This window comes from Bradyrhizobium guangdongense, assembly GCF_004114975.1.
Classification (GTDB): Bacteria; Pseudomonadota; Alphaproteobacteria; order Rhizobiales; family Xanthobacteraceae; genus Bradyrhizobium; species Bradyrhizobium guangdongense.
In genome coordinates, this window is record NZ_CP030051.1 from 4878739 (window position 1) to 4904510 (window position 25772).

22 protein-coding genes are annotated in these 25772 nt (G+C 65.1%); 8 read left to right on the forward strand and 14 right to left on the reverse strand.

The genetic code is table 11. The features are described from left to right. Window positions 1–132: 132 nt before the first annotated feature. Window positions 133–1872: an autotransporter family protein gene (locus tag X265_RS23465; RefSeq protein ID WP_164938752.1), complete on the forward strand. Its 1740-nt coding sequence runs from the start codon at window positions 133–135 to the stop codon at window positions 1870–1872. A 245-nt stretch (window positions 1873–2117) separates the two neighbouring features. On the opposite strand, the gene X265_RS23470 is transcribed toward X265_RS23465, so the two are convergent. Beyond that, window positions 2118–2810: an RlmE family RNA methyltransferase gene (locus tag X265_RS23470; protein ID WP_128966944.1), complete on the reverse strand. Its 693-nt coding sequence runs from the start codon at window positions 2808–2810 to the stop codon at window positions 2118–2120. 1 nt (window position 2811) lies between these two features. Continuing rightward, window positions 2812–3885: a Ppx/GppA phosphatase family protein gene (locus tag X265_RS23475; RefSeq protein ID WP_128966945.1), complete on the reverse strand. Its 1074-nt coding sequence runs from the start codon at window positions 3883–3885 to the stop codon at window positions 2812–2814. Window positions 3886–4098: 213 nt separating this feature from the next. Here X265_RS23475 and X265_RS23480 point away from each other — a divergent pair, with 213 nt between their 5' ends. Continuing rightward, window positions 4099–6471, forward strand: coding sequence for a xanthine dehydrogenase family protein molybdopterin-binding subunit (locus tag X265_RS23480; protein ID WP_128966946.1), 2373 nt, complete (start codon window positions 4099–4101; stop codon window positions 6469–6471). A gap of 168 nt (window positions 6472–6639) precedes the next feature. Here the strand turns inward: X265_RS23480 and X265_RS23485 are convergent, their stop codons facing one another. Continuing rightward, window positions 6640–7440 carry a hypothetical protein gene (locus tag X265_RS23485; RefSeq protein WP_128966947.1) on the reverse strand — a complete coding sequence of 267 codons (801 nt, stop codon included), beginning with the start codon at window positions 7438–7440 and terminating at the stop codon, window positions 6640–6642. A 105-nt stretch (window positions 7441–7545) separates the two neighbouring features. Here X265_RS23485 and X265_RS23490 point away from each other — a divergent pair, with 105 nt between their 5' ends. The 3 genes from X265_RS23490 to X265_RS23500 are packed head-to-tail and all read left to right on the forward strand — an operon-like array spanning window position 7546 to window position 10945. Then, window positions 7546–8049 (forward strand): YaiI/YqxD family protein, encoded by a 504-nt coding sequence (locus tag X265_RS23490; protein WP_128966948.1) that lies wholly within the window; start codon window positions 7546–7548, stop codon window positions 8047–8049. 2 nt (window positions 8050–8051) lie between these two features. After that, the gene (locus X265_RS23495; protein ID WP_128966949.1) at window positions 8052–9863 is read left to right on the forward strand and encodes an ABC-F family ATP-binding cassette domain-containing protein; all 1812 of its coding nucleotides are present in this window, start codon (window positions 8052–8054) and stop codon (window positions 9861–9863) included. A gap of 2 nt (window positions 9864–9865) precedes the next feature. Beyond that, a complete protein-coding gene (locus tag X265_RS23500; protein ID WP_128966950.1) occupies window positions 9866–10945 on the forward strand; it encodes a D-TA family PLP-dependent enzyme in 1080 nt (359 codons plus the stop codon). Here X265_RS23500 and X265_RS23505 read toward each other — a convergent pair. Further along, a complete protein-coding gene (locus X265_RS23505; protein ID WP_128966951.1) occupies window positions 10942–11844 on the reverse strand; it encodes a LysR family transcriptional regulator in 903 nt (300 codons plus the stop codon). The two genes, X265_RS23500 and X265_RS23505, sit on opposite strands and share 4 nt — an antisense overlap. Window positions 11845–11937: 93 nt before the next feature. Here X265_RS23505 and X265_RS23510 point away from each other — a divergent pair, with 93 nt between their 5' ends. Next, window positions 11938–13155, forward strand: coding sequence for an MFS transporter (locus tag X265_RS23510; protein ID WP_128966952.1), 1218 nt, complete (start codon window positions 11938–11940; stop codon window positions 13153–13155). Here X265_RS23510 and X265_RS23515 read toward each other — a convergent pair. The 8 genes from X265_RS23515 to X265_RS23550 form a co-directional block, all read right to left on the reverse strand. Next, window positions 13150–14334, reverse strand: coding sequence for a TIGR03862 family flavoprotein (locus X265_RS23515; protein WP_244659297.1), 1185 nt, complete (start codon window positions 14332–14334; stop codon window positions 13150–13152). The genes X265_RS23510 and X265_RS23515 overlap by 6 nt on opposite strands. Window positions 14335–14372: 38 nt before the next feature. Beyond that, a complete protein-coding gene (locus X265_RS23520; protein WP_128966953.1) occupies window positions 14373–15290 on the reverse strand; it encodes an SDR family NAD(P)-dependent oxidoreductase in 918 nt (305 codons plus the stop codon). A gap of 231 nt (window positions 15291–15521) precedes the next feature. Beyond that, the gene (locus X265_RS23525) at window positions 15522–15998 is read right to left on the reverse strand and encodes a MaoC family dehydratase (protein ID WP_128966954.1); all 477 of its coding nucleotides are present in this window, start codon (window positions 15996–15998) and stop codon (window positions 15522–15524) included. Continuing rightward, a complete protein-coding gene (locus tag X265_RS23530; protein ID WP_128966955.1) occupies window positions 15999–17717 on the reverse strand; it encodes an AMP-binding protein in 1719 nt (572 codons plus the stop codon). Further along, on the reverse strand, window positions 17717–18607 hold the full coding sequence (gene mmsB / locus X265_RS23535) for a 3-hydroxyisobutyrate dehydrogenase (protein ID WP_128966956.1): 891 nt from the start codon (window positions 18605–18607) through the stop codon (window positions 17717–17719). Before mmsB ends, X265_RS23530 begins: the two co-directional genes overlap by 1 nt. 27 nt (window positions 18608–18634) lie before the next feature. Next, complete coding sequence (locus X265_RS23540; RefSeq protein ID WP_128966957.1) at window positions 18635–19702, reverse strand: enoyl-CoA hydratase/isomerase family protein; 1068 nt, start codon at window positions 19700–19702, stop codon at window positions 18635–18637. After that, window positions 19699–20844 carry an isobutyryl-CoA dehydrogenase gene (locus X265_RS23545; RefSeq protein WP_128966958.1) on the reverse strand — a complete coding sequence of 382 codons (1146 nt, stop codon included), beginning with the start codon at window positions 20842–20844 and terminating at the stop codon, window positions 19699–19701. Before X265_RS23545 ends, X265_RS23540 begins: the two co-directional genes overlap by 4 nt. A 161-nt stretch (window positions 20845–21005) precedes the next feature. Then, window positions 21006–22502 (reverse strand): CoA-acylating methylmalonate-semialdehyde dehydrogenase, encoded by a 1497-nt coding sequence (locus X265_RS23550; RefSeq protein ID WP_128966959.1) that lies wholly within the window; start codon window positions 22500–22502, stop codon window positions 21006–21008. Between the two features lie 102 nt (window positions 22503–22604). On the opposite strand from X265_RS23550, the gene X265_RS23555 reads away from it, so the two are divergent. After that, window positions 22605–23513, forward strand: a complete 909-nt coding sequence (locus X265_RS23555) for a LysR family transcriptional regulator (RefSeq protein ID WP_128966960.1) — start codon at window positions 22605–22607, stop codon at window positions 23511–23513. Between the two features lie 96 nt (window positions 23514–23609). Here the strand turns inward: X265_RS23555 and X265_RS23560 are convergent, their stop codons facing one another. Continuing rightward, window positions 23610–24230, reverse strand: a complete 621-nt coding sequence (locus X265_RS23560) for a TetR/AcrR family transcriptional regulator (protein WP_128966961.1) — start codon at window positions 24228–24230, stop codon at window positions 23610–23612. Between the two features lie 59 nt (window positions 24231–24289). After that, the gene (locus X265_RS23565; RefSeq protein ID WP_128966962.1) at window positions 24290–24829 is read right to left on the reverse strand and encodes a PaaI family thioesterase; all 540 of its coding nucleotides are present in this window, start codon (window positions 24827–24829) and stop codon (window positions 24290–24292) included. A 153-nt stretch (window positions 24830–24982) separates the two neighbouring features. On the opposite strand from X265_RS23565, the gene X265_RS23570 reads away from it, so the two are divergent. Next, entirely contained in the window at window positions 24983–25753 is a 771-nt protein-coding gene (locus X265_RS23570; protein ID WP_128966963.1) for an enoyl-CoA hydratase, read from the forward strand. Window positions 25754–25772: the final 19 nt, after the last annotated feature.

A 25772-nucleotide genomic window follows, 5' to 3' on the forward strand; every position in this document is an offset into this window, starting at 1 on the left:
TTCTCTGGTCGCGATACATTCGCGCGCGGCGGTTTGCGCCGATTGGCAACACGAATTGATCTCGCCAATTGGCGCTCTGCCCTCAGCCGTTTCAAGGACGCGTTCTCGGCAGCGGCACGGACCATGGCATGCATGGCCGGGTTGCTCGTTCTCGCCCAGGCGATCGGCTTCGGCTCGGCTCTTGCGGCGACCACCTGTGCCGACATCAATGGCGGCGCCTTCAACGTGAGCGGCGCTGATCATCAATCCAGCACGGTGTCGCTGACCGCGGGCGACATCATCACGTTGAATTACACTTTCATCGTCGACACGACATTCTTTCACGGCATCGAACTCGGCGTCGGCGGACACTACGCCGACGGATCCGGCAGCGTCTCGGGTGCGCTGCACGTCACGGTGACCACAACGGGCACGCAGAGCTTCAGCTGGCGCTCGCTGAGCGAAGGCATCCCGTCGCAGATCGACGTCACGGTGGCCTGCACCGCCGCGGTCCTTCCCGGCCCCGTGGTGACCAGCGCCAGTCCGGCGTCGGGCCCCATCGCCGGCCAGCAAAGGACTGTCGTCACCGGCCAGAACCTCACCGGCGCGACCTCGGTCAAGTTCGGCGGCGTCAACGTGCTCCGCTTCACCGTGTTGAGCGCGACGCAGATCTCGGTGGTGACGCCGCCGCATGCGGTCGGCGCAGTCGACGTCACGGTGACGACGCCGCTCGGCTCGGGCACGGGCATGGCGATCTATCGCTATGCCGCCCTGCCGGATCCGACCATGGATCCGACCGTGAAAGCGATGGTCGACTTTCAGGTCCACACCGTGCAGGTGATGGGTCAGCAACAGATGGACAACGTGCAGGACCGGCTGACCGAGTTGCACAATGACGAGGTGCCCCTGCTCAGCAACCGGGCCGCCTTCGCGCAGATGCCGGCCTCGCAGCGACAATATGGGCTGCCGACGGACCCTGCAGCGAATGCTGGCCCCGCATCCGATGCGACGTCGCCTCGTCAGACACCGAAAGATGGACAAGCCGCGCCGATGACAGCGGCCCCCGATTCGTCGCTGCGCTATTTTACCGCCGGCGCGCTGCAATTCGGCCGGGATACCACCTATGCCGACGCCAAATACAACGTGTCCTCATCCGGCATGACCGCTGGGGTCGACACGCGCCTCACCCGGAATGTGAAAGCCGGCGTCGCCGTCGGCTTCGGTATCGATCATGCGACGATCGGCAGCAACGGCTCGCGCATCGATGCCAATGTCTGGTCGGCGCAGGCCTATGCCAGCTACCGCGTGGCGCCGCTCTGGTTCATCGATGGTGTGCTCGGCTATGCGGCAGGCCGGCTCGCAAATTATCGTTACGACAGCACCGCCTTGGCGTTCGGCTCGGGCGAGCGGTCCGCCGGCGATCTGTTCGGCTCGCTGTCGATCAACCACGAGATCAAGGTCGATTGCTGGAAGATCGCGCCCTATGCCCGGCTCGACCTGCAATGGATCCGGCTCGACGGCTACGCCGAGACCGGTGCAGGCATCTACAATTTGACCTTCAACCGGACCTCGGCCGTCGATGCCGCCGGCGTACTCGGGGGCCGCTTCAGCCATGTGACGGACACCTCGGCCGGCGCGCTCAAATCGACCCTCGAGCTCGCCTATCGCCACAGCTTCAGCGGCGCCTACACGCAGATCGCCTATTACAGTTTCGATGCTGCGACGACCTACGGCCTTTTCGGTCTGGCAGAGAAGCACGATCAGGCCCTGATCGGCCTCGGTCTCGAGCTGCAGGTAAACAAGTCGCTGAGCATCAGCGCCCGGTTCGACGAACTGATCGCGAACCAGGCGAGAAGTGAGCGCGGCCGCGCGCAAGTCAAGTTCGCTTTCTGACGACGCGCGTGAGCAGGGATTCCGGAGACCAAACATGATCGCGACAAGCAAGTCAGCCCGAGCAAGCTCAACGGCGCGACCAGCCCAAGAGGAAACGGCCTGGCTCCTGGCTGTAGCCGCCGCCTTCCTGGTCGTTCACATCGTCGCCCTGACGATCTCGGAGCGCGCCTCCGCGAGCCGGACGGTCGCGGGACAATCGGCGATATCAGAACTATGCGACTAACACGCCGCGAAGAGCGAGGCGACTACGCCTCGCGGCTGGTACCGCCGCGAAACCCTGTCGCCAGCACGTAGCGCTCCGAGGAATCCTGCCGGCTTGCCGCAGGCTTGACGTGGCGCACGGTGGCGAAGTCGCGCTTGAGCTGGGCGAGCAGATCGGCATCGGCGCCGCTCTGGAACGTTTTGGCCAGGAACGTGCCGCCGGGCTTGAGCACGTCGCAAGCAAACGCCGCCGCCGTTTCGACCAAGCCGACGATGCGGAGCTGGTCGGTCTTGCGATGGCCCGTAGTGTTGGCGGCCATGTCGGACATGACCACGTCGGCACCGCCGCCCAGCATCGCGGTGAGTTTTGCCGGTACGTCATTGTCCATGAAATCGAGCTGCGCGAAGTCGACGCCGGGAATCTCCGGCATCTCCAAGAGGTCGATCGCAACGACCTTGCCCTTGCCTTCCGTCGATCCGACGCGCTTGGCGGCGATCTGGCTCCAGCCGCCCGGCGCGGCGCCGAGATCGACCACCGCCATGCCAGGCTTCAGCAGCCGAAACTTGTCGTCGATCTCCAGGAGCTTGAATGCCGCGCGCGAGCGATAGCCGGCCGCCTTAGCCTTGGCGACATAGGGATCGTTGAGCTGCCGCTCCAGCCACAGCTTCGAGGACAGCTTGCGCTTGCCGCCGGTCTTGACCTGGACGTGCAAGCGGCCGGTGGTGTCTTTCGCCATCTCACCAGCTCCCGAGTGCGCCGTCCTCGCGCATCATCTCGACCAGCATGCCCTCGCGCAGGCCGCGGTCGGCGACGCGCAAGCGCGGCAGCGGAAACGCGCGCCTGATCGCGTCGAGGATGGCGCAGCCGGCCAGCACGAGATCGGCGCGCTCGACGCTGATGCAGCTGTTGTTCGCGCGCTCCTCATAGCTCATGCCGAGCAGCTTGTTGATGGTCGCGGTGATGTCGGCATCGTTCATCCAGATGCTGTCGATGCGGCGGCGATCGTAGCGCGCCAGATTGAGATGGATGCCGGCGAGCGTCGTCACCGTCCCGGACGTGCCGAGCAGATGCATGTCGGTCAGATCGCGGCCGTGCTGCTCCGCGAAAGGCGCGACATGGCTGGCGACCTCCCGCTCCATCGCGGCATAGATCTCCGCCGTCACGTCACGGCCGCCGAACTGCTCGGCCAGCGTGACCACACCGTACGGGATCGACATCCAAGCCTTGATGCGCGGCTCCGGATTTTGCGCGTCGCGCTCGATCCGCACCAGCTCGGTCGAGCCGCCGCCGATATCGAACAGGATGGCGCCGCGCCCCCTGGGGTCGACCAGCGGCGAGCAGCCGAGCATGGCGAGCGAGGCTTCCGTCTCGCGGTCGATCACCTCGAGCTCGATGCCGGTCTCGGCAGCGACGCGGCTGCGGAAATCTTCCGCATTCGAGGCGGCGCGGCAGGCTTCGGTGGCGATCAGCCGCAGCCGCTTCGCCTTGCGCAGGTTGATCTTGTCGCGGCAGATGCTGAGCGCGGCGATGGCGCGATCGATCGCGGCCTCGCTGATGTTCCCTGTGGCCGAGACGCCCTCGCCGAGCCGGATGATGCGCGAGAAGGAATCGACCACGCGAAAGCCGTCGCTCGTCGGACAGGCGATCAGCAGCCGGCAATTGTTGGTGCCGAGGTCGAGCGCCGCATAGACGCCGGTTCCCGACGCCTGCACGGGGACGGCAGGCCCGGTGGCCAACGCCACCGCCGCCATCGACCCCTCCAGCTCACCGTGCGGCCCATGGCCGTCGCGGAGCCGCGTGTGGTCATTCATACAAACTGTCTTTCCGAGGCCGCTGGGGCCGGTCAGGAATTGCTTTTTCGCCTGAAACATTAGCAGCGCGGCAGGCCTGCGCAACAACGCATCACATGGGACCATGCCCATTCGTGCGTTGTCGTGAACGGGTCCGTGGGCTATCTCAAGGGGGTCCGGCCCCTCCAGGCGCCCCGCGAAATCGCGCAATTGCCGGCTTTTCAGGTCGATTCCATGCAAGAACACACTAAATCGTCCACGCTCGAAAACGTTATTGCACTGCAAAAATATGGCGTCGGGCAACCGGTCCGCCGCAAGGAGGACGACACGCTGGTGCGGGGCAAAGGCCGCTACACCGACGATTTCAACCTGCCAGGCCAGGCCTACGCCGTGATCGTCCGCTCGACCCATGCCCATGGCGTGATCCGCGGCATCGGTGTCGACGCCGCCAAGGCGATGCCGGGCGTGCTGGGGGTCTGGACCGGCAAGGACCTCGATGCCGCCGGCTATGGCCCCTTCACCTGCGGCCTTCCGCTGAAGAGCCGCGACGGCTCGCCCCTGTTCCAGACCAACCGCCAGCCGCTGGCGACCGACAAGGTCCGCTTCGTCGGCGATCCCGTCGCCTTCGTGGTCGCCGAGACGCTGGCCCAGGCACGCGATGCCGGTGAAGCGGTCGAGCTCGACATCGAGCCGCTGCCGGCGGTGACCGACCCAGTGGAAGCCGCCAATCCCGGCGCGCCGCAGCTTTACGACCACATCCCGAACAATGTCGCGCTCGACTATCACTATGGCGACACGGACAAGGTCAACGCGGCCTTTGCCAGCGCCGCCCATGTCACCAGGATCGACATCGAGAACACCCGCGTCGCCGTGGTGTCGATGGAGCCGCGCGTCGGGCTCGCCTCCTATGACAAGAAGACCGAGCGCTACACCATCCAGATGCCGACGCAGGGCGTCGCGGGCAACCGCGCCAACCTCGCCAAGAACCTGAAGGTGCCGAACGAGAAGGTGCGCATCCTCACCGCCAATGTCGGCGGCTCCTTCGGCATGAAGAACGTCAACTATCCCGAATACATGTGCATCCTGTACGCGGCGAAGGCGCTGGGCCGCCCGGTGAAGTGGCTGGACGAGCGTTCGACCAGCTTCCTCTCCGACAGCCACGGCCGTGCGCAGAAGATTCACGCCGAGCTCGCGCTCGACGCCGAGGGGCATTTCCTCGCGGCCAGGCTGTCCGGCTACGGCAATCTCGGCGCCTACATCACCGGCGTCGCGCCGAGCCCGCTCTCGCTCAACACCGGCAAGAACTTCTCCAGCGTTTACCGCACGCCGCTGATGGCGGTCGACATCAAGACGGTGCTGACCAATACAACGCTGATGGGCGCCTATCGTGGCGCCGGCCGACCCGAGGCGAACTATTACATGGAGCGGCTGATCGACCGCGCCGCCGACGAGATGGGCATCAACCGCCTGACGTTGCGCAAGCGCAATTTCATCAAGCCGAACCAGATGCCGTTCGCGGCCTCCTCCGGCGTCACCTATGACAGCGGCGACTTCCAAGCCGTTTTCAACAAGGCGCTCGAGATCTCCGACCACGAGAACTTCGTCAAGCGGAAGAAGGAGAGCAAGAAGGCCGGCAAGCTGCGCGGCATCGCGGTCGGCTCGTACCTGGAGGTCACCGCGCCGCCGAGCCCCGAACTCGGCAAGATCGTGTTCGACCCTGACGGCACCGTGCAGCTCATCACCGGCACGCTCGATTACGGGCAGGGCCACGCCACACCGTTCGCGCAGGTGCTGTGCGCGCAGCTCGGCATTCCCTTCGAAAGCGTCAAGCTGGTGCAGGGAGACAGCGACATCGTCCATGCCGGGAACGGCACCGGCGGCTCGCGCTCGATCACCGCGAGCGGCATGGCGATCGTCGAGGCGTCCAAGCTCGTGATCGAGAAGGGCAAGCGCGCCGCGGCGCATATGCTGGAGGCGTCCGAGGCCGATATCGAATTCGCAGGCGGCAGCTTCACGATTGCCGGTACCGACCGCAGCATCGACATCATGGAGCTCGCCAAGAAGCTCCATGATGGCAAGGTGCCAGACGGCGTGCCTGACTCACTCGACGTCGACCACACCAGCGAACCGGTACCGTCAGCGTTCCCGAACGGCTGCCACGTCGCCGAGGTCGAGATCGATCCTGAGACCGGAGTGGTGGAGATCGTGCGTTATAGCGCGGTCAACGACTTCGGCACGGTGATCAACCCGATGCTGGTCGCGGGTCAGCTCCATGGCGGCGTCGTGCAGGGCATCGGCCAGGCACTGATGGAGCACATCCGCTACGACGAGAGCGGCCAGCCGATCACGGGCTCGCTGATGGATTACGCCCTGCCGCGCGCGGGCGACGTGCCCAATATGACAGTCGGCGACCACCCGGTGCCGGCCACGACCAACCCGCTTGGCAGCAAGGGCTGCGGCGAAGCCGGCTGCGCCGGCAGCCTGTCGACGGTGGTGAACGCGGTGCTCGATGCGCTCTCCGAATATGGCGTCAAGCACATCGACATGCCGCTGACCCCGGAGCGCGTGTGGCGGGCGATCCAGGATGCGAAGGGGAAGGCAGCTTAATCGGCGCGCTTCTGCCTCCACAACAACGCTGTCATCGCCCGGCTCCACCGGGCGATCAGTACTGCGAGACGGTCGTGATTGACTGAGAGGCTGCGGCGTACTGGATGCCCCGCCTTCGCGGGGCATGACAGCATCTTTGGGACCGCGAGCTTGCCTCCAGGCTGGCGCCTACGCCGCCGCTTGCTCCCGCGGCTGATAGATCGCAGTGTGCTGGCAATGTGCGATCGGCGTCGCGCCGTTGGCGACGACCAGCGCATCGAGTTCGACGAAGCGGTGGCCTTTCTTCTCGTAATTTGCGACGACTTTCGCGCGCGCAGTAATCTCGTCCCCGATGCGGACGGCGGACAAAAGCTGCATGCGGCTGCCGACGTGGATCCACGGGCCGAGAATGGTGTTGTCGACCAGCACGCGGTTCATCACGCGTTGGATCAGGCCGGGATGGCCCAGTCCTTCGCGCGCGAAAATCGGATCGGTCTCCCTGATATCGGCGAGATAATCAGTTGCCGCCTGCGCGGCCCAGCGGCGCGGCGCCGTGCCGAGCCATTTGCCGACCTGGAAGATTTCAGGGCTGACCGGTTTGCGCTCGGCCACCGCGGGCACCGCGACATAGTCGCTCAGCGACACCGCCGGAGCGACCGCCGGCAGCGACGCAGTCCCCGTGGCGCAAAGCTCGGTGCGACTGAACACCTCGATCGTCAGTAGCCCATTGTGCTCGGTCGCATCCACATCGGCCGCCTCGCCGTCATAGACCGGCTTGATGAAGCGGGCCTCGACCAACCCGCGGGAGAGGAAATCACGACCCCAGCGGGCGACCGGCACGTGCATCATGTAGGCGAAGACGTCGACGCCGGGGACCAACCCGCCTTCAAATCCGAAGCGGCGTGCCACCGTGTCGTCATGCATCTTGTTCTCGGACTGCTTGGCGGTGTTGTAGGCCTCGACACGCCAGGTTTCGAGCCGGCTCGGCATGGGATCATCTTCCCTATTCTCGTTGTTTCGGACCCGATCGTAGGCTCCGGGGAACACGGGTCAATCCCCTCGCCTTTGCGGCCCGAATGGGGTACCACGCCGCCAATGACCGACACTCCCATCCGCATCTATGTCGACGCCGACGCCTGCCCGGTGAAGGACGAAATCTACCGCGTGGCGCTCCGCCACGGCGTGCCCGTGAGCGTCGTCGCCGGCAACTTCATCCGCGTGCCACAGGATCCGCTGATCGAGCGTATCGCCGCCGGCTCCGGGATGGACGCCGCCGACGACTGGATCGCCGAGCGGGCGAGGCCCGGCGACGTGGTCGTCACGTCGGACATTCCGCTGGCAAGCCGCTGCGTGAAAGCGGGCGCGGAGGTGATCGCACCGAACGGCAAGCTGTTCACCGAAGAAACGATCGGCATGACGCTGGCGGTCCGCAATCTGATGACCGATCTGCGCTCGGCCGGCGAAGTGACCGGTGGTCCGCGCTCGTTCTCGCCGCGCGACCGCTCCGCCTTTCTCTCGGCGCTCGACCAGACGCTGCGCCGGATCCATCGCCGCCGCGCCGATCAGGCCGCCACGAGCCAGAATTTGAGTCAAGGCTAGTCATGGCACCGCCGCTGATCCAACTCAAAGACATCAGGCTGACCTTCGGCGGCACGCCGCTGCTGTCGGGCGTCGAGCTCAATGTCGCTCCATACGAGCGCGTCTGCCTGATCGGCCGCAACGGCTCCGGCAAGTCGACGCTGCTGAAGATCGCGGCCGGCCTCGTCGAGCCGGACGGCGGCACGCGCTTCGTGCAGCCCGGCGCCACCGTTCGTTACCTGCCGCAGGAGCCGGACTTCGGCGAGCACAAGACCACGCTGAGCTATGTCGAATCCGGCCTCGCGCCGGGCGACGACCAGCATCAAGCGCGCTATCTGCTGGAGCAGCTTGGCCTCACCGGCGAGGAGAACCCGCACAACCTCTCGGGCGGCGAAGCGCGGCGCGCGGCGCTGGCCTATGTACTGGCACCCTCGCCCGACATCCTGCTGCTGGACGAGCCGACCAACCATCTCGATCTCTCCACCATCGAATGGCTGGAACAGGAGCTCGACTCCCGGCGCAGTGCGCTTGTGATCATCAGCCACGACCGCCGCTTCCTCACCAATCTCTCGCGTTCGACGGCCTGGCTCGACCGCGGCAAGATCAAGCAGATCGACCGCGGCTTTGCCTCGTTCGAGAGCTGGCGCGACGAGGTGCTCGCGGAGGAGGAACGCGACCAGCACAAGCTCGATCGCAAGATCGTCGATGAGGAGCACTGGCTGCGGCACGGCGTTTCCGGACGGCGCAAGCGCAACGTCAAGCGGCTCGCCAATCTGCATGCGCTGCGCGACCAGCGCCGCAACTATCGCGGCACCGCCGGCACCGCCAGCCTCGCCGCGGCCGAAGCCGAACAATCCGGCAAGCTGGTGATCGAGGCGAAGGGCATCACCAAGGCCTATGGCGACCGCGTGATCGTCGACAAATTCTCCACGCGCATCCAGCGCGGCGACCGGCTCGGCATTATCGGCCCGAACGGCGCCGGCAAGACCACGCTCGTCAACCTGCTCACCGGCGGGACGCAGCCGGATTCCGGCACGGTACGGCTCGGCGCCAATCTGGAGATGGCGACGCTCGACCAGCATCGCGAAAGTCTCGACCCCAAATCGACGCTGGCGGAAGCCCTGACCGGAGGTCGCGGCGACCACGTCATGGTCGGCGGCAAGCCGAAGCACGTCGTCGGCTACATGAAGGACTTCCTGTTCGGGCAGGAGCAGCGCGGCACACCGCTCGAGGTGCTCTCAGGCGGTGAGCGCGGCCGGCTGATGCTGGCGCGCGCGCTGGCAAAGCCCTCGAACCTGCTGGTGCTGGACGAGCCGACCAACGATCTCGATCTGGAAACCCTAGACGTGCTCGAGGAGATGCTCGGTGATTACGAGGGCACCGTCATCCTGATCAGCCATGACCGCGACTTCCTCGACCGCGTCGTCACGTCGGTGATTGCGCCCGAAGGCAACGGCAAGTGGATCGAATATGCCGGCGGCTACAGCGACATGCTGGCGCAGCGCGGCGCCGATTTGAAGCGCGAGACCGCAAAGGCACCGGTCCCCGCCGAGAAGAAAGAGGAACGCATCGCTGCTCCCGTCGCCGCGTCGAAGCGCAAGTTGAGCTTCAACGAGAAGCACGCGCTGGAGACGCTGCCGAAGAAGATGGAGACGCTGCAGGCCGAGATCGCGAAACTGCAGCGCGTGCTTGATGATCCCAACCTCTATGCCAGGGATCGCAAGAAATTCGACGACACCTCCGCGGCCATCGCCAAGGCGCATGAGGAACTCTCCGCCGCCGAAGAACGCTGGCTCGAACTTGAAATGCTTCGCGAAGAAATAGAGCAGGCCTAATCATGACAACGACTCTCGCCGCAAAAATCGCCCGTGAATACGGCACGCCCTGCGCCGTCATCGACATGGACCGGGTCGAGCGCAACATCGCGCGGATCCAGAAGGCCTGCGACGACGCCGGTATCGCCAACCGCCCGCACATCAAGACGCACAAGAACCCGACGCTGGCCAAGATGCAGGTCGCAGCCGGCGCCAAGGGCATCACCTGCCAGAAGATCGGCGAGGCCGAGATCATGGCCAATGCCGGCATCGATGACATCCTGATCAGCTACAACCTGCTCGGCGAAGAGAAGATGGCTCGCCTTGGTGCGCTGAATGCCAAAACCAACATGACGGTCGCCGCCGACAATTCGACCGTCGTTGCCGGCCTGCCCAAGGCCGCCGCGGCGTCGGGCCGCCCGCTCTCGGTCGTGGTCGAATGCGACACCGGACGCAAGCGCGCGGGCGTCGAGACGCCAGCCGAGGCGATCGCGCTGGCGCGCGAGATCGCCGGCTCGAAGGGGCTGGAATTCGCCGGCTTCATGCTCTATCCGACCGAGAGCGGATGGGCTGACGCACAGAAGTTTTACGATGAAGCGCTCGCCGGCGTGCGCGCGCACGGGCTGGATGCCAAGATCGTCTCGACCGGCGGCACGCCGAACCTCGTCAATATCGGCAAGCTCAGGGGCGGCACCGAGCATCGCTTCGGCACCTACATCTACAATGACCGCATGCAGGTCGCCGCCGGCGTCGCGACCTGGGACGACTGCGCCCTGCACATCTATTCGACAGTGGTCAGCCGTGCCGCGCCCGAGCGCGGCATTCTCGATGCCGGCTCGAAGACGCTGACGACGGACACCGGCGGCCTCGACGGCCACGGGCTGATCCTGGAGCACCCCGAAGCCAAAATCGCGAAGTTCGCCGAGGAGCACGGCTTCCTCGATCTCTCCCGCAGCAACACACGGCCAAACGTCGGCGACGTGGTCCGGATCGTGCCGAACCACGTCTGCGTCGTCGTCAACATGATGGACGAGGTTCTGATGGTCCGCGGCGAGGAGATCATCGGCACGCTGCCGGTGGCGGCCCGCGGGAAGCTGCGCTAGGCGCGAATAAGAGCCTGTAGCTCCCGATCGAGCCCCTCGCGGAACAGGTTGATCGGTCGGGCCAGCCGCCCGGCCGGAGGACGGTGCACCAACCATGCCCGAACGGCGGGATTGAAGTCCCGCGCAGCGACCGGCTTGAGTTGCTTGCGAAATGCACTGCGCTTCAATGCGAGGGGCGTCACCAGCCCGACGCCGAGGCCCCGCGCCACGAGCGACAGGCGAAGCTCGCTGTCGAGCGCCTCCACGGCGACCGTGAACGGCAAATGCTCGGCATCGAAGCGGCGCTTCAGCGTGTCGCGGAATCCGCAGCCGTCCTGGTTGATGACCCATGAGAGCTGCGACAGGCGCTCGAGATCGACGGTGCGAGGGATCTTGGTATCGCGCGCGACGACGAACACCACGGGCTGTGCACCGAGATCGTCAGAGACGAGATCAGCAGGCGGCACGGCCCCGTCGGGCAGGCAGATCGCGGCGGCATCCAGCTCGTTGCGGCTGACCCGCTCGACCTGGTTGGGTGACCAGCCCGAGACGACGCGTACGCTCAGCGCAGGAAATTCGGCACGCACGGCATCGAGTGGCGCACTGAGCCCGGCTTCGGAGAGAAACGGCGTGAGGCCGAGCCTGAACTCGCCGCGCACCACGCCGTCATTGGCAACGCCAGCCTTGAGATCGTCGAGCATTCTGAGCAAGCGTCGGCCCTGCTCATAGGCCTCGTGTCCTGCGGCAGTCGGCTTCAGCGGCTTCGAGAGGCGGTCCAGCAATTGCGTGCCCAGCATCTCCTCCAGATTCTGGATGCGCCGCGTCACGCCGGGTTGAGTGAGGTTGAGACGGGTCGAGGCCGCGACGATCGATCCGGTCTCGACGACCGCGACGAAGGCGACGAGGTCATGGGTATTCATGAGAAACTCGCATATTCTTTATAGGCTTAATTGAATTGTAGCATATTGTACCTCCCGCTTAAAGAGGACCACGCATTCCATTCGCGAGGTCCCATGACCATCTCCGAAACCACCAGGCTTGCATCACCCAAGCATCTCGCCGAACGATCCCTGATCGGGCTTGGCTCGATCACCACCGGCGTCGTCGTCACCAATTTGTTCGCGCCGCAGATTCTGGTTGGCCTGATCGGCCGGTCCCTGGCCATGACCGCGGTTCAGGCCGGCCTCGTCAGCACGTTGACCCTGCTCGGCTATGCGCTCGGCCTGGTGTTGCTCGTGCCGCTGGTCGATCTCGTCGAGAATCGGCGCCTGATCCTGCGCACGCTCGGCTGCGCAATCTTCGCGGCACTGGCAACGGCATTGGCGCCGACACCCTCGCTGCTATTGCTCGCCACCTTCGTTCTCGGAGCGTCCTGCGCGGCGATCCAAATGATCGTTCCTCTCGTGGCCTCGATGGTAGCGCCGGAACGCCGCGGCCAGGCGATCGGCGAGGTGATGGGCGGCTTGATGATCGGCATCCTGTTGTCGCGGCCGGCCGCGAGCCTGATTGCCGATCTTTCGAGCTGGCGCGCGTATTATCTCGCCTCAGCTATTCTGATGACGCTGCTTGCCGGCGCACTCGGTCGCTATCTGCCGACGCTGCAGCCAGCGGCCCGCCTCGGCTACGTCGACTTGCTCCGCTCTTTCCCAAAGCTGCTACGGGACGAGCCTGTGCTGCGCGTGCGCGCCTGGACAGCTTCCCTGGTCATGGCGTCTTTCACCGCATTCTGGTCCGCCGTTGCGCTGCGCCTGCCCGATGCACCCTTCACGCTCGATGCCAAGGGCATCGCGGCTTTCGCGCTGATCGGCGTTGCGGGCGTCGCGGCGACGCCGATCGCCGGCCGTTGGGGAGACAAGGGGTGGGCGAGACCGATGTTCTTCGCCGCTCACCTGTGCATCATCGGCTCACTTGCCCTTTGCGCCTGGGCGGGCGTGATCGAGTCCCGCAGTGCTGCGCTGATGGTGATGAGCCTCGGCACCATCCTGCTGGACGTCGGCATCACCGCCGACCAGACGCTTGGGCGTCGCGCCGTCAATTTGCTGCGCCCCGAGGCGCGCGGCCGGATCAACGGCCTGTTCGTCGCGCTGTTCTTCGTCGGTGGAGGCGTCGGCTCCGCGGCGGCCTCACTGGCCTGGAGCTATGCGGGTTGGACCGCCGTCTGCGCCATCGCGGCGGGCTTCGGTTTGCTTGGCCTGCTCACCGATCTTTTGACCAGGACAGGCACGTCATGATCGGGATGACGCCAGCCACGCCAAAGCGCCCCTGCCCGCAGCAACCCCCGTCGCGAACGACGCCTGGAGCAGATAGCCCCCAGTCGGAGCTTCCCAGTCCAGCATCTCGCCGGCCGCGAACATGCCGGGCAATTTGCGGAGCATGAAGTGCTCGTCGAGCTCGCCGAACTCAATCCCGCCCGCGGTCGAGATCGCCCGCTCGATCGGCGCGGTGCCGGTGAGCCCAACCGGAATCGCATTCACCAGATGCGCCAGCTCCGCCGGTGAGAGCGATGCCAGCGGCCGGCCGGATGCGATGGCCGCCTCCTGCATCAGGCCGATACCGACCGGTGACAATTGCACCGCCTTGCGCAGGAAATTCGCCAGGGATTGCTTGCCGCGCGTGCCCGACAATCGTGTCGTCAGCGCATCCGTGCCGAGATCGGGCCGCAATGCGATCGTCAATGTCGCCTGCCCCAGAGCCAGCACCGCTTCGCGCAATTCCGCCGACAGCGCGTAGATCGCGCCGCCCTCGATCCCGCCCCGGGTGATCATGGCTTCGCCACGCACCGTATGTGCACCGATCGTCAGCGCCACGCCCTTGAGCGGCTGCCCCTCGAACCGGTCGCGGAAGACGTCGGACCAGGAGACTGTGAAGCCCGAATTCGCCGGCCGGAGCTTCGAGATGATAATGCCTTTCGCGGCGAGCAAATCAACCCACGCGCCATCCGAGCCCAGCCGCGGCCAGCTCGCACCACCGAGCGCCAGCAGGCTTGCGGCGGCGGCGATGGCTCGCGGACCATCCGGTGTCTGAAATTGCAGGCGACCGGTCTCGTCCCAGCCGGTCCAGCGATGCCGGAACGCGAATTGCGCGCCTGACACATCAAGGCGCCGAAGCCAGGCGCGCAGCAAGGGCGAGGCCTTGAAGCTTTTTGGAAACACTCGTCCGCTGCTGCCGACAAAGGTCAGCTGCCCCAAGCCCGCGCTCCAGTCGCGCAACGCATCAGGCGGAAACGCCTCGACCGCGGCGCGCAGATGCGGCATTGCCTGCCGGTAGCGGAGAAGGAAATCCGCCAGCGGCTCGCTATGGGTGAGATTGAGCCCGCCGCGGCCGGCCATCAGGAATTTGCGACCTGCCGACGGCATGGCGTCGTAGATGGTGACGCGGGCACCGCCCTGCGCCAGCACCTCCGCCGCCATCAGCCCGGCGGGACCGGCACCGATGACGGCGACATCGTTCAGAGCTTGATCCCCGCCCGTGCCGCGGCCTGCGCCACGTATTTCTGCGTCTGCTCGAAAGCGCCGGCGAGCGCCTTCGCCTTGGACATGTCGCTGATCTCGGCAAAATGCGCGGCGATCGCGTCCGGCGTCCATTCGGACTCCGGCAGGTTGATGCCTTCGCTCTCGAGAATCTTGATCACCGCGAAGGAGCCGGCGCCGGCGCCCATGATGGTGCGGGTCGGCGCGTCCTCGCTGAGCATGTACTCGACCGCGGGCGTGATCGCGTTCGGCTTCATCAATTGCAGCGCCTGCGGCGGCAGCAGCTCTTCCGTCATGCGGGTTGCCGCCGTCGGCGAGATGATGTTGACGCGGATATTGTTCTTGCGCCCCTCTTCCGCGAGCACGTTCATCAGGCCGACCATGCCCGATTTGGCGGCGCCGTAATTGGCCTGGCCGAAATTGCCGTAGAGGCCGGAGGAGGAGGTCGTCAGGACGATGCGGCCGTAATTGAGGTCGCGCATGCCGGCCCAGACCGCCTTGCAGCAATAGAACGTGCCGACGAGATGCACGTCCAGCACCTTCTGGAAATCAGCCGCTTCCATTTTGCCGAACGACTTGTCGCGCAGGATGCCGGCATTGGCACACATGATGTCGACGCTGCCCCACTCCTTGGTGGCGCGCTCGACCATCGCCGTGACCTGTTCGAAATTCGACACGTCGGCGCCATCCGCCATCGCGGTGCCGCCGGCTTTGCGGATCTCCTCGACCACGGCTTCAGCCGGCGAGAGCGAGGCGCCGGTGCCGTCGCGCGCGCCGCCGAAATCGTTGACAACGACCTTCGCGCCGCGGCTCGCGAGACCCAACGCGTGTGCGCGTCCGAGACCATTGCCCGCGCCGGTGACGATGGCGACGCGTCCGTCGAACCTGATTGCCATTGATTACATCCTGTTCTTCTCTTCCCTTCTCCCCTTGTGGGGGAAGGTGGCGCGTAAGCGCCGGATGAGGGGTATCTCGCCACAGCCGAGTTCGCGGAGAGAGACCCTCACCCGGCTTCGCGTTCCGCGAAGCCACCTCTCCCACAAGGGGAGAGGGTGACACCGCGCGATTTGAACAGCTTTTTGAGCAGTGATGGCTTGCCGGGTCAAGCCCGGGACCAACGCCTCAAGTCAGGCGATATAGATCAGGCCGAGCCAGTCCGCGACCAGCGCGGGCTTGTCCTCGCCTTCGATCTCCACGGTCACGTTGGTGCGGGACTGCAGTTCGCCTGGTTTGCGCAGCTTGGCTTCGGCCAGCACAAAGCGGCCGCGGACGCGCCCGCCCGAGCGTACCGGCGAGATGAAGCGCAGCTTGTCGAAGCCGTAATTGACGCCCATCGTGGTGCCCGCAATCGCCGGCATCACTTCGTAGGACATCACCGACAACATCGACATGGTCAGGAAACCGTGCGCGATGGTGGTGCCGAACGCCGTCTCCTTGGCCCTCTCGGGATCGACATGGATGAACTGGTGATCCTCGGTCACATCAGCGAAGGTGTCGATGCGGGGCTGGTCGATCAGGTGCCAGGACGACACGCCGATCTCCTTGCCGACCATCGCCTGATAGGATTCCAGCGTGATCGGCGGCTTCTTCCAGATTTGGTTCACTTAAGTCTCACTCCGTGTTTTCGGCAGCTCCGGAAAATCCTCTTCACGGAATTCCCGGCCGCGCAGCGGATCGTTGCGATCATCGTCGCGTTCGAGCCGTCGTAGCTGCACACGGCGGATTTTGCCAGAGATCGTCTTCGGCAATTCGGTGACGATTTCGAGCCGGCGGATGCGCTTGAAGGGCGCAAGGCGCGTGTGCAGGTGCTTGAAAATCGAGAGCGCCGTCTCCGGGGTCCGCTCCGCGCCAGCGATCAGCAGCACGAATGCCTTGGGGATCGCCAGCCGGATCGGATCGGGGCTCGGCACCACGGCGGCCTCGGCAACGAGTTCATGCTCGAGCAGCACGCTCTCAAGCTCGAACGGGCTGATCCGGTAGTCCGATGACTTGAACACGTCGTCGGAGCGACCGACGAAGGTGAGATAGCCATCCTCATCTTCGAACACGACGTCGCCGCTGCGATAAAGCTCGCCCTCGGCGCCCGACAGCTTGCCGTCGTCGCCCTGATAGCCCTGCATCAGGCCGGCGGGCCTGTCAGCACCCAGCAGCAGCGCCACCTCGCCTTCCTTCGCCGGATGGCCATCGGCATCGCTGACCTGCACGCGATAGCCCGGCAGCGGCCGGCCCATCGAGCCGACCTTGATCTTTTGTCCCGGCGAATTGCCGGCAAGCGCGGTCGTTTCGGTCTGGCCATAGCCATCGCGGATGGTGAGTCCCCAGGCGGCCTGCACCTGATCGATCACCTCAGGATTGAGCGGCTCGCCGGCGCCGCAGACTTCGCGCAAGGCAACTTTGAACGAGGCCAGGTTCTCCTGGATGAACAGCCGCCAGACCGTCGGCGGCGCGCACAGCGTCGTGACGCCGCAGCGCCCGATGGTGGCGAGCAGAGCCTTGGCATCGAAGCGCGGCTGATTGACCACGAACACGGTGGCGCCCGCATTCCAGGGCGCGAAGAAACAGCTCCAGGCATGCTTGGCCCAGCCGGGCGAGGAGATGTTGAGATGGATGTCTCCGGGCTGCAGCCCGATCCAGTACATGGTCGAGAGATGCCCGACCGGATAGCTGCGCTGGCTATGTCGCACCAGCTTTGGCTTTGCCGTCGTGCCCGAGGTGAAATAGAGCAGCATCGGGTCGTCGGCATGGGTCGGACCGTCGGGTGTGAAGCTTTCCGGGGTCTTCGCTGCCTCATCATAGGACAACCAGCCGTCGAACGGTTCGCCGACAACCACGCGCACCACGCCATCGACACCAAGGCTTGCGAATTTCGCGACCTGGTCCTGCGCGGCAACGACCGCCTTTGCCTTACCGCGATCGAGCCGATCACGCAGCTCGTCCGCGGTGAGCAGCGTGGTCGCGGGTATCACGACAACGCCCAGCTTCATCGCCGCGAGCATCGTCTCCCACAGCGGCACGACATTGCCGAGCAGCAGCAGCAGATGATCGCCGCGCTTCAGGCCCCGGGCACGCAGGAAGTTCGCGACCTGGTTGGAGCGCTTTGAGAGCGCCGCGAAGGACAATTTGGTCTGCTTGTCCTGGGCCGCATCAACAATCCAGAGCGCGGGCCGATCCTTGCTGTCCGCATTCGTCGCCAGCTCGGCGTCGAACCAGTCGAGCGCCCAGTTGAAGGGGACCGGATCGGGCCAGCGGAAATCCCTGACCGCTGTCTCGTAATCCGTGCGGTGAACGAGAAGAAACGCGCGCGCGTCCTGAAATGTCGTCATTAAGCTTTCCCGGCTAGTCCCCTAACGTGCTTGATAATTCCGGAAAAATCCACCCCGCCCTGGCCGGCTGCGTCGAAAGACTGATAGATCTCCTGCGCATGCTTGCCGAGCGGCGTCGCCGCGCCGGCGGCTTTGGCGGCGTCCTGCGCCAGGGTCAGATCCTTCACCATCAGCGCCGAAGCGAAGCCTGGCTTGTAGTCGTTGTTGGCCGGCGAGGTCGGCACCGGGCCCGGAACCGGGCAATAGGAGGTCAGCGACCAGCACTGGCCCGACGAGGTCGAGGCGACGTCGAACAGCGCCTGGTACGAGAGCCCGAGCTTTTCGCCGAGTGCAAAAGCTTCGCTCACGGCGATCATGGAAATGCCGAGGATCATGTTGTTGCAGATTTTTGCCGCCTGACCCGCGCCGGCGCCGCCGCAATGGACGATCTTCTTGCCCATGTTTTCCAGCACCGGCTTCGCCGCGGCGAACGCGTTCTCCTCGCCGCCGCACATGAAGGTGAGCGTCGCGCCCTTGGCGCCGCCGGTGCCGCCGGAGACCGGCGCGTCGACCGAGAGCACGCCGTGCTTGGCCGCGAGCGAATGTGCCTGCCTGGCGCTCTCGACATCGATGGTGGAGCTGTCAATGATCAACGCGCCTTTGGTCATGGCGGGAAGGACTTCATTCCACACGCCGAGCACGTGTTTGCCGGCCGGCAGCATGGTGACGACGACATCGGCTCCCTTCGCCGCTCCCGCGGCGCTGTCCGCGACGCCGGCGCCATCGGCCTTGGCCTGATTGCGGGAGGCTTCGACGAGATCGAAGGCCACCACCTTGTGGCCGGCCTTGACGAGGTTGGCGGCCATCGGGCCGCCCATGTTGCCGAGACCGATGAATGCGATCGTGGCCATTGTCGTTTCCTCCGCTTGTGACCTTGATTAGTTGAACTTGAGCTCGTCGGCACCGATCTCCGCGAGATATGGCGCCAGCATTTGCGGCGTGACATCCTCGATCCGTGGCGGCGACCAGGAGGGACTGCGATCCTTGTCGATTACGGCGGCGCGCACGCCCTCGCGAAAGTCATCGCTGCGGAACACTTCCAGCGCGGCGCGATATTCGCGCACCAGACATTCCTCCAGGCTCGAAGAGGCCCGCGCGAGCCGCAAGAGCTTCAGCGTCACCACCATGCCGCGCGGGGATTTTTCGTTGAGCGTCTTCAGCGTGGCCAGCGCGAAGTCCGAGCCGTCGCGCTTGAGCGCGGCGAAGATGTCCTCCATGCGATCGAAGCCGAACAGCGCGTCGATCAGAGGCTCCTGGGCGGCGACCGGCCCCGCCCTCTCCCCAGTCGCAAAGCCGTTGATCAGCTTGGTGACCTCGGATGCCATCACGCCCTGACCAACCCTGGTCAGCGCCTCGCGCAGCTCCGGCCATTTGGCTGCAGGCACTACCGCATCCGCGAACTTCGCATAGATCGCGTCAGGCCCGTTCATCGTCTGGCCAGTCAAGCCAAAATAGGTGCCGATCTCGCCCGGCGAGCGAGACAATAAATAGGTGCCTCCGACATCGGGGAAGAAGCCGAGCCCGACCTCGGGCATCGCCAGCTTGGTGCGATCCGTCACGACACGATGGCTCGCATGCGCGGACAAGCCGACGCCGCCGCCCATGACGATGCCGTCCATGAAGGCGACATAGGGCTTCGGAAACATCTTGATCCGGGCATTGAGGATGTACTCCTCGCGCCACAGGATCTTGCCGAGATCGCCGCCAGCCTTCGAACTCTCCCAGAGCGTGCGAATGTCGCCGCCGGCGCACAGGCCGCGCTCGCCGGAGCCCTCCAGCAGGACTACGGCAACGGCGGGATCAGATTCGAAACGGTCGAGCGCCTTGTCGATGTCGCGAAACATCTCCAGCGTCACCGCATTGATCGCCTTCGGACGGTTGAGCCTGATGACGCCGACCGCGCCCTCGACGCGGGCGACGAGATCGCCCTCTTCCGCACCACTCATCGCGCGCCCTCGATCAATTTGCGCGCCACGATGAGCCGCATGACTTCGTTGGTGCCTTCGAGGATCTGGTGCACGCGCAGATCGCGCACGATCTTCTCGATGCCGTATTCGCTGAGGTAACCGTAGCCGCCATGCAGCTGCAGCGCATGGTTGGCGACTTCGAAGCCGACATCGGTGCCGAAGCGCTTGGCCATGGCGCACAGCATGGTGGCGTCCGGATCCTTGCGGTCGAGCGCGGCAGCCGCACGCCACAGGAAGGTGCGCGCGGCCTCCAGTTCGATCGCCATGTCGGCAAGGCGGAACTGCAGCGCCTGGAATTCATCGAGACGCTTTCCAAATGCCTTGCGCTCCTTCATGTACGTGCGCGCCTTCTCAAGCGCGGTCTGCGCGCCGCCGAGCGAGCACGCAGTGATGTTGAGGCGTCCGCCATCCAGGCCGGCCATCGCGATCTTGAAGCCGACGCCCTCTTCGCTCAGCCTGTTTGCAACAGGCACGCGGGCGTGCTCGAACATCACCGCGCGAGTTGGCTGCGCATTCCAGCCCATCTTGCGCTCATTCGCACCGAAGGAGACGCCAGGCGTCTTGCCATCGATGACGAGGGTCGAGATGCCGCCGGGGCCATCGCCGCCGGTGCGTACCATCGCAACCAGGAGATCAGTGCCTCCGGCGCCCGAGATGAACTGCTTCTGACCGTTAAGGACGTAGTGATCGCCGTCGCGCACGGCGCGCGTGCGCAGCGCAGCAGCATCGGAGCCGGCACCGGGCTCGGTCAGGCAGTAGCTCGCGATTAGCTCCATCGAACAGAGCTTCGGCAACCATTGATGGCGCTGGGTGTCGCTGCCGAAGGCATCGATCATCCAGCTCGCCATGTTGTGGATGGAGATGAAGGCCGAGGTGGTCGGACAGCCCGTCGCCAGCGCCTCGAAGATCAGCGCCGCGTCGAACCGGCTCATCGCGGATCCGCCGACGTCGTCGCGGATGTAGATGCCGCCCATCCCGAGTGCGGCAGCCTCGCGCATCACGGCGACGGGAAAATGCTTCTCCTCGTCCCAGCGCAGCGCGTGCGGCGCGATCTTTTCTGCCGCAAACGCCACCGCCATGTCGCGAACCGCGACCTGATCCTCATTCAGAGCGAACTGCATCCTGCCGCTACCCTCTTGCCCCATCGTCATTGCGAGCCACCGGGTCCGCGCGATGCGCGGCCCGACGACAGGCTCCGCGAAGCAATCCAGACTGCCTCAGCCGAAAGTCTCTGGATTGCTTCGTCGCTACGCTCCTCGCAATGACGGGCTGGGCTATAGTCTTACTTCATCGTCGGGATCGAGAACTCCGCACCTTCCTTGACGCCTGACGGCCAGCGCGAGGTCACCGTCTTGGTCTTGGTGTAGAAGCGAACCGAATCCGGGCCGTGCTGGTTGAGATCGCCGAAGCCCGACTTCTTCCAGCCGCCGAAGGTGTAATAGGCGATCGGCACGGGGATCGGCACGTTGATGCCGACCATGCCCACGTTGACCTTGGCCGCGAAGTCGCGGGCGGCGTCGCCATCGCGGGTGAAGATGGCCACGCCGTTGCCGTAGTCATGCTCGGACGGCAGCGCCAGCGCTTCCTTGTAGTCATGCGCGCGCACGACCGAGAGCACGGGCCCGAATATCTCTTCCTTGTAGATCCGCATGTCCTTGGTGACGTTGTCGAACAGCGAACCGCCGAGATAGAAGCCGTTCTCATAACCCTGCATCTTGAAGCCGCGGCCATCCACGGCAAGCGTCGCGCCTTCCTTGATGCCGATGTCGATGTAGCTCTTGACCTTCTCGACCGCCTCGCGCGTGACCAGCGGACCGTAGTCGGCCGACGGATCGATCGAAGTGCCGATCTTGAGGCTCTCGACCCGCGGGATCAGCTTGTCCATCAGGCGGTCGGCGGTAGTCTTGCCGACGGGCACCGCAACCGAGACAGCCATGCAGCGTTCGCCGGCCGAGCCGTAGCCGGCGCCGATCAGCGCGTCGACGGCCTGATCCATGTCGGCATCCGGCATGATGATGGCGTGGTTCTTGGCGCCACCGAAACACTGGCAACGCTTGCCGGTCTGGGCGGCGCGCTCATAGATGTACTGCGCGATCGGCGTCGAGCCGACGAAGCCGATGGCCTTGATATCAGGGTCGTCGAGAATGGCATCGACCGCTTCCTTGTCGCCATTGACGACGTTGAGGATACCGGCCGGCAGGCCCGCCTCGATCATCAGCTCGGCAAGCTTCATCGGCACGCCGGGATCGCGCTCCGACGGCTTGAGGATGAAGGCGTTGCCGCAGGCGATCGCGGGCGCGAATTTCCACATCGGGATCATGGCCGGGAAGTTGAACGGCGTGATGCCGGCGACGACGCCGAGCGGCTGGCGCATCGAATAGATATCGATGCCGGGGCCGGCGCCCTCGGTGTACTCGCCCTTCATCAGGTGCGGGATGCCGCAGGCGAATTCGGCGACCTCGAGGCCGCGCTGGATGTCACCCTTGGCGTCCGGCACGGTCTTGCCGTGCTCGCGCGCGAGCAGCTCGGCCAGCTTGTCGTAATCGCGCTGCACCAGCTCGAGGAATTTCATCATGACGCGGGCGCGCCGCTGCGGGTTGGTCGCGGCCCATTCCGGCTGCGCGGCACGCGCGTTCTCGACCGCGGCGCGGACTTCGGCCTTGGATGCCAGCGCGACCTTGGCCTGGACGTCACCGGTCATCGGCTCGAAGACGTCGGCGGTGCGGCCCGAGGTGCCCTTGACCTCCTTGCCACCGATGAAATGTCCGATTGAACGCATGGAATGATCTCCTTCAGGCCGAGCTTGAACGCTTTGACAAATCCTATTGACCTGCATTTTATAGGATTCAAGTCTGAGATAATGCACCATAGATGTGCGAAAATGCTGGATCAAGGCGCTATCGATTGGGACGACTTTCGCTTCGTGCTGGCCATCGTGCGGGGCGGCTCGGTGTCGGCTGCGGCAAAGCAGCTCGGCGTCGATCATGCCACCGTGATCCGGCGCGTCGACCGGCTGGAGAAGCATCTCTCGGCCAAGCTGTTTGACCGGCGCAAGACCGGCTATCTCCTCACCGAAGCCGGCCAGCGCGTTGCCGACAGCGCGGAGACGATGGAATCCACCATCGTCGCCAACCAGGAGCAGGTCGGCGGCTCGGTGGCACGGTTGACCGGAACGGTGCGGATCGGCGCGCCCGACGGGTTCGGCACCGCCTTTCTCGCTCCGCGCCTCGCCCCCTTCGCCGATCGATATCCCGATCTCGACCTGCAACTTGTGGCGACCGCGCGGCTGTTCAGCCTTTCCAAGCGCGAGGCCGACATCGCCATCAGCCTGACCATGCCGAAGGAAGGCCGCATCGTTGGCCGCAAGCTGCTGGACTACCGTCTGGGGCTGTATGCCGCCCCGGCCTATCTCGACCGGTTTCCTGAGATCACCTCGCGGCAGGATCTGCTGCAGCACCGTTTCGTCGGCTACATCGAGGAGTTGCTGTTCACGCCGGAACTCGACTATCTGCCCCAAGTCTCGCCGCGTATCTCCGCCCGCTTCCGCAGCGCCAATCTGATCGCGCAGCTCAACGCCACGCTCTCAGGCTTCGGGATCGCGGTGCTGCCGCACTTCATGGCGAGCGACTATCCGCAGCTCGTGGCCGTGCTGCCGGAGGAGATCTCGATCATCAGGACGTTCTGGATGCTGATGCATGCCGACAGCAAGGACCTCGCCCGGATTCGGGCCGTGGCGGACTACATCGGAGAGATCGTGGAACGCGAGCGGGCGTTGTTTGCGGGGCGGTAGCACCGGTGCTTTAGGGGGGCAAAGCGAAGCGTGCCCGCCGAATCTTTGTAATCGTGAAAAGAACGTGGGCACGGCGCTCGCGCGCCTTTCCCAACCCTACGGCAGCTTTGCCTTCTTCGCCGCCGCAACCTTCGGCGCGCGCTTTCCCCCATCCAGCGCGCTGTCCCTGCCCGCCTTCAGCAGCTCGTCCGACAGCTCGCCGGAGCCGGCAATGCGCGCCAGCAGCATGGTGCCAGCCATCGTCGCCAACGTCGCGATCGCCTGCTTGCGGGCCGCTTTGCGCGGCAAATTCGGAATGAAATCAGTCAGCATCTCGATCATCTCGTCGAGCTTGCCGGCAAAGGCCTTGCGCGTCTTGGGGCTCTCGCGGGCGATCTCGGCGCCGAGCGCGGGGATCGAGCAGCCATGGCCGGGATTGTCCCGATGCAGCGTCGAGAGATAGGTCTCGACGATTTGAACGAGCTGCTTCTCGGGCGCGACCTGGTCGGACTGCTTGCGCCAGTGTTCCATGGAGCGGTCCATGGCGTAGGCAAAGGCCTCGATCACAAGCGCCTCGCGCGAATCGAAATGCGCATAGAAGCCACCATGGGTCAGTCCCGCCTCCTTCATGAGGTCGGCGACGCCGATGCCATGAGCGCCCTTTTCGCGCAGCCGCACGGACGCCTTCCTCACGATCCGGTCGTGGGTTTCCTGCTTGTGTTCCGGGGAATAGCGCATGCTGCTCTCATTGGATGTCGGAAATCATTCAATAGCACGGATATCGCCATGGCGGCGCATTAATTCCCGGTAAAATTGTTGCCGATCATGGAAAAGGTTGCAGTTGCATGGACCGCGAGTGCCCCCTTACCGTCGCGAACGAAGCCTTCGGTGTAGCTGGCCTGGCGCCCGAGCTTGATGACCCTGCCTTCGGCCGAGATCAGTCCTGATCGGACCGACAGCGGACGCAGGAAAGTCATTTTCAGATCGAGCGTCACGGAGGACTGCCCGGCCTCCAGGCGAGTCGAAATGGCGCAGCCCATGGCGGTGTCTAGGAGCGCGGCGGCTGTTGCCCCGTGCAGAAGCCCGATGGTGTTTTCAAGATCCTCGCGCGGCTCCAGTTCCATCACGATCCGGCCCGGCTCGACGACCGCCATGACGAAGCCGATCAGCTTGGCAAAGGGCGGCGGCGGCAGCCGGCCGTCCCGGATACCATGCATGGCGTCGATGCCTGACAACCCCATGGCCAATTTCGCGACCGGCATGGGCGCTTGCCAATCCACCACCCGCTCGCGCCTTCGCGCCGGTGAAAACAGGTCGAGTTGATCGGCGTCGGTCATCAGCCATTCCTTTGCATGATATTCATCATACTATGCTGCGGACTTCGTTCTGGCAACTCCATCCCGGCGGCTTGACAAGAGAGGCATTTCGGCACGGAAGTAATCCCGACCGCGGCGCTGGCGCGCCCGCCCACGAAAGTTTCGAGATCTCGGATGGAAATGCTCAACAACCACTGTGGCGTGACGCGCGATGCGCGCGGCGTCGTCCATGTTGCGATCTGCAATGCCGGCTCGCTGAACATTCTGGGTTCGCCCGTGATCGACGCGGTGCGGGACGGGCTGCAAAAGCTCGCCGCCGACCGCAGCATCCGCGTCGCGGTGCTGCGCGGACAAAGCGAGAAGAGCATGATCGGCGGCGCCGACATCAAGGAGATGGCCAGGCTCGACCAGAACTCTGCCGAAGCCTTCATCAGCCGCCTGCGCGATCTCTGCGAAGCGGTGCGGCAATTCCCTGCCCCGATGATTGCACGCATGCCCGGCTGGTGCCTCGGCGGCGGGCTCGAGGTCGCGGCGGCCTGCGACTTCCGCGTTGCCGCGGATGATGCGCATTTCGGCATGCCGGAGGTCCGCGTCGGCATTCCCTCGGTGATCCACGCAGCGCTGCTGCCGCGCCTGATCGGCTGGGCTCGGGCGCGCTGGCTGGTGATGACGGCGGAGAACGTCGACGCGCCGACGGCGCTGGCCTGGGGCCTGGTCGACAAGGTGGCGCCGGCCGGCGGCCTCGATGCCGAGATCGAGCACCTCGTGACGGCGCTGCTCGAATGCGGCCCCGAGGCGCTGCGGTCGCAGAAAGCGCTGCTGCGGCAATGGGAGGAACTGCCGTTGACTGAATCGGTGAACCTCAGCGTCAAGGTGTTCGGCGAGGCATTCCTGACCGACGAGCCGACGCGGCTGATGCAGGCGTTTGTGAACCGCAAGCGGTAGAGCGTCTGGAAGCCAGGAA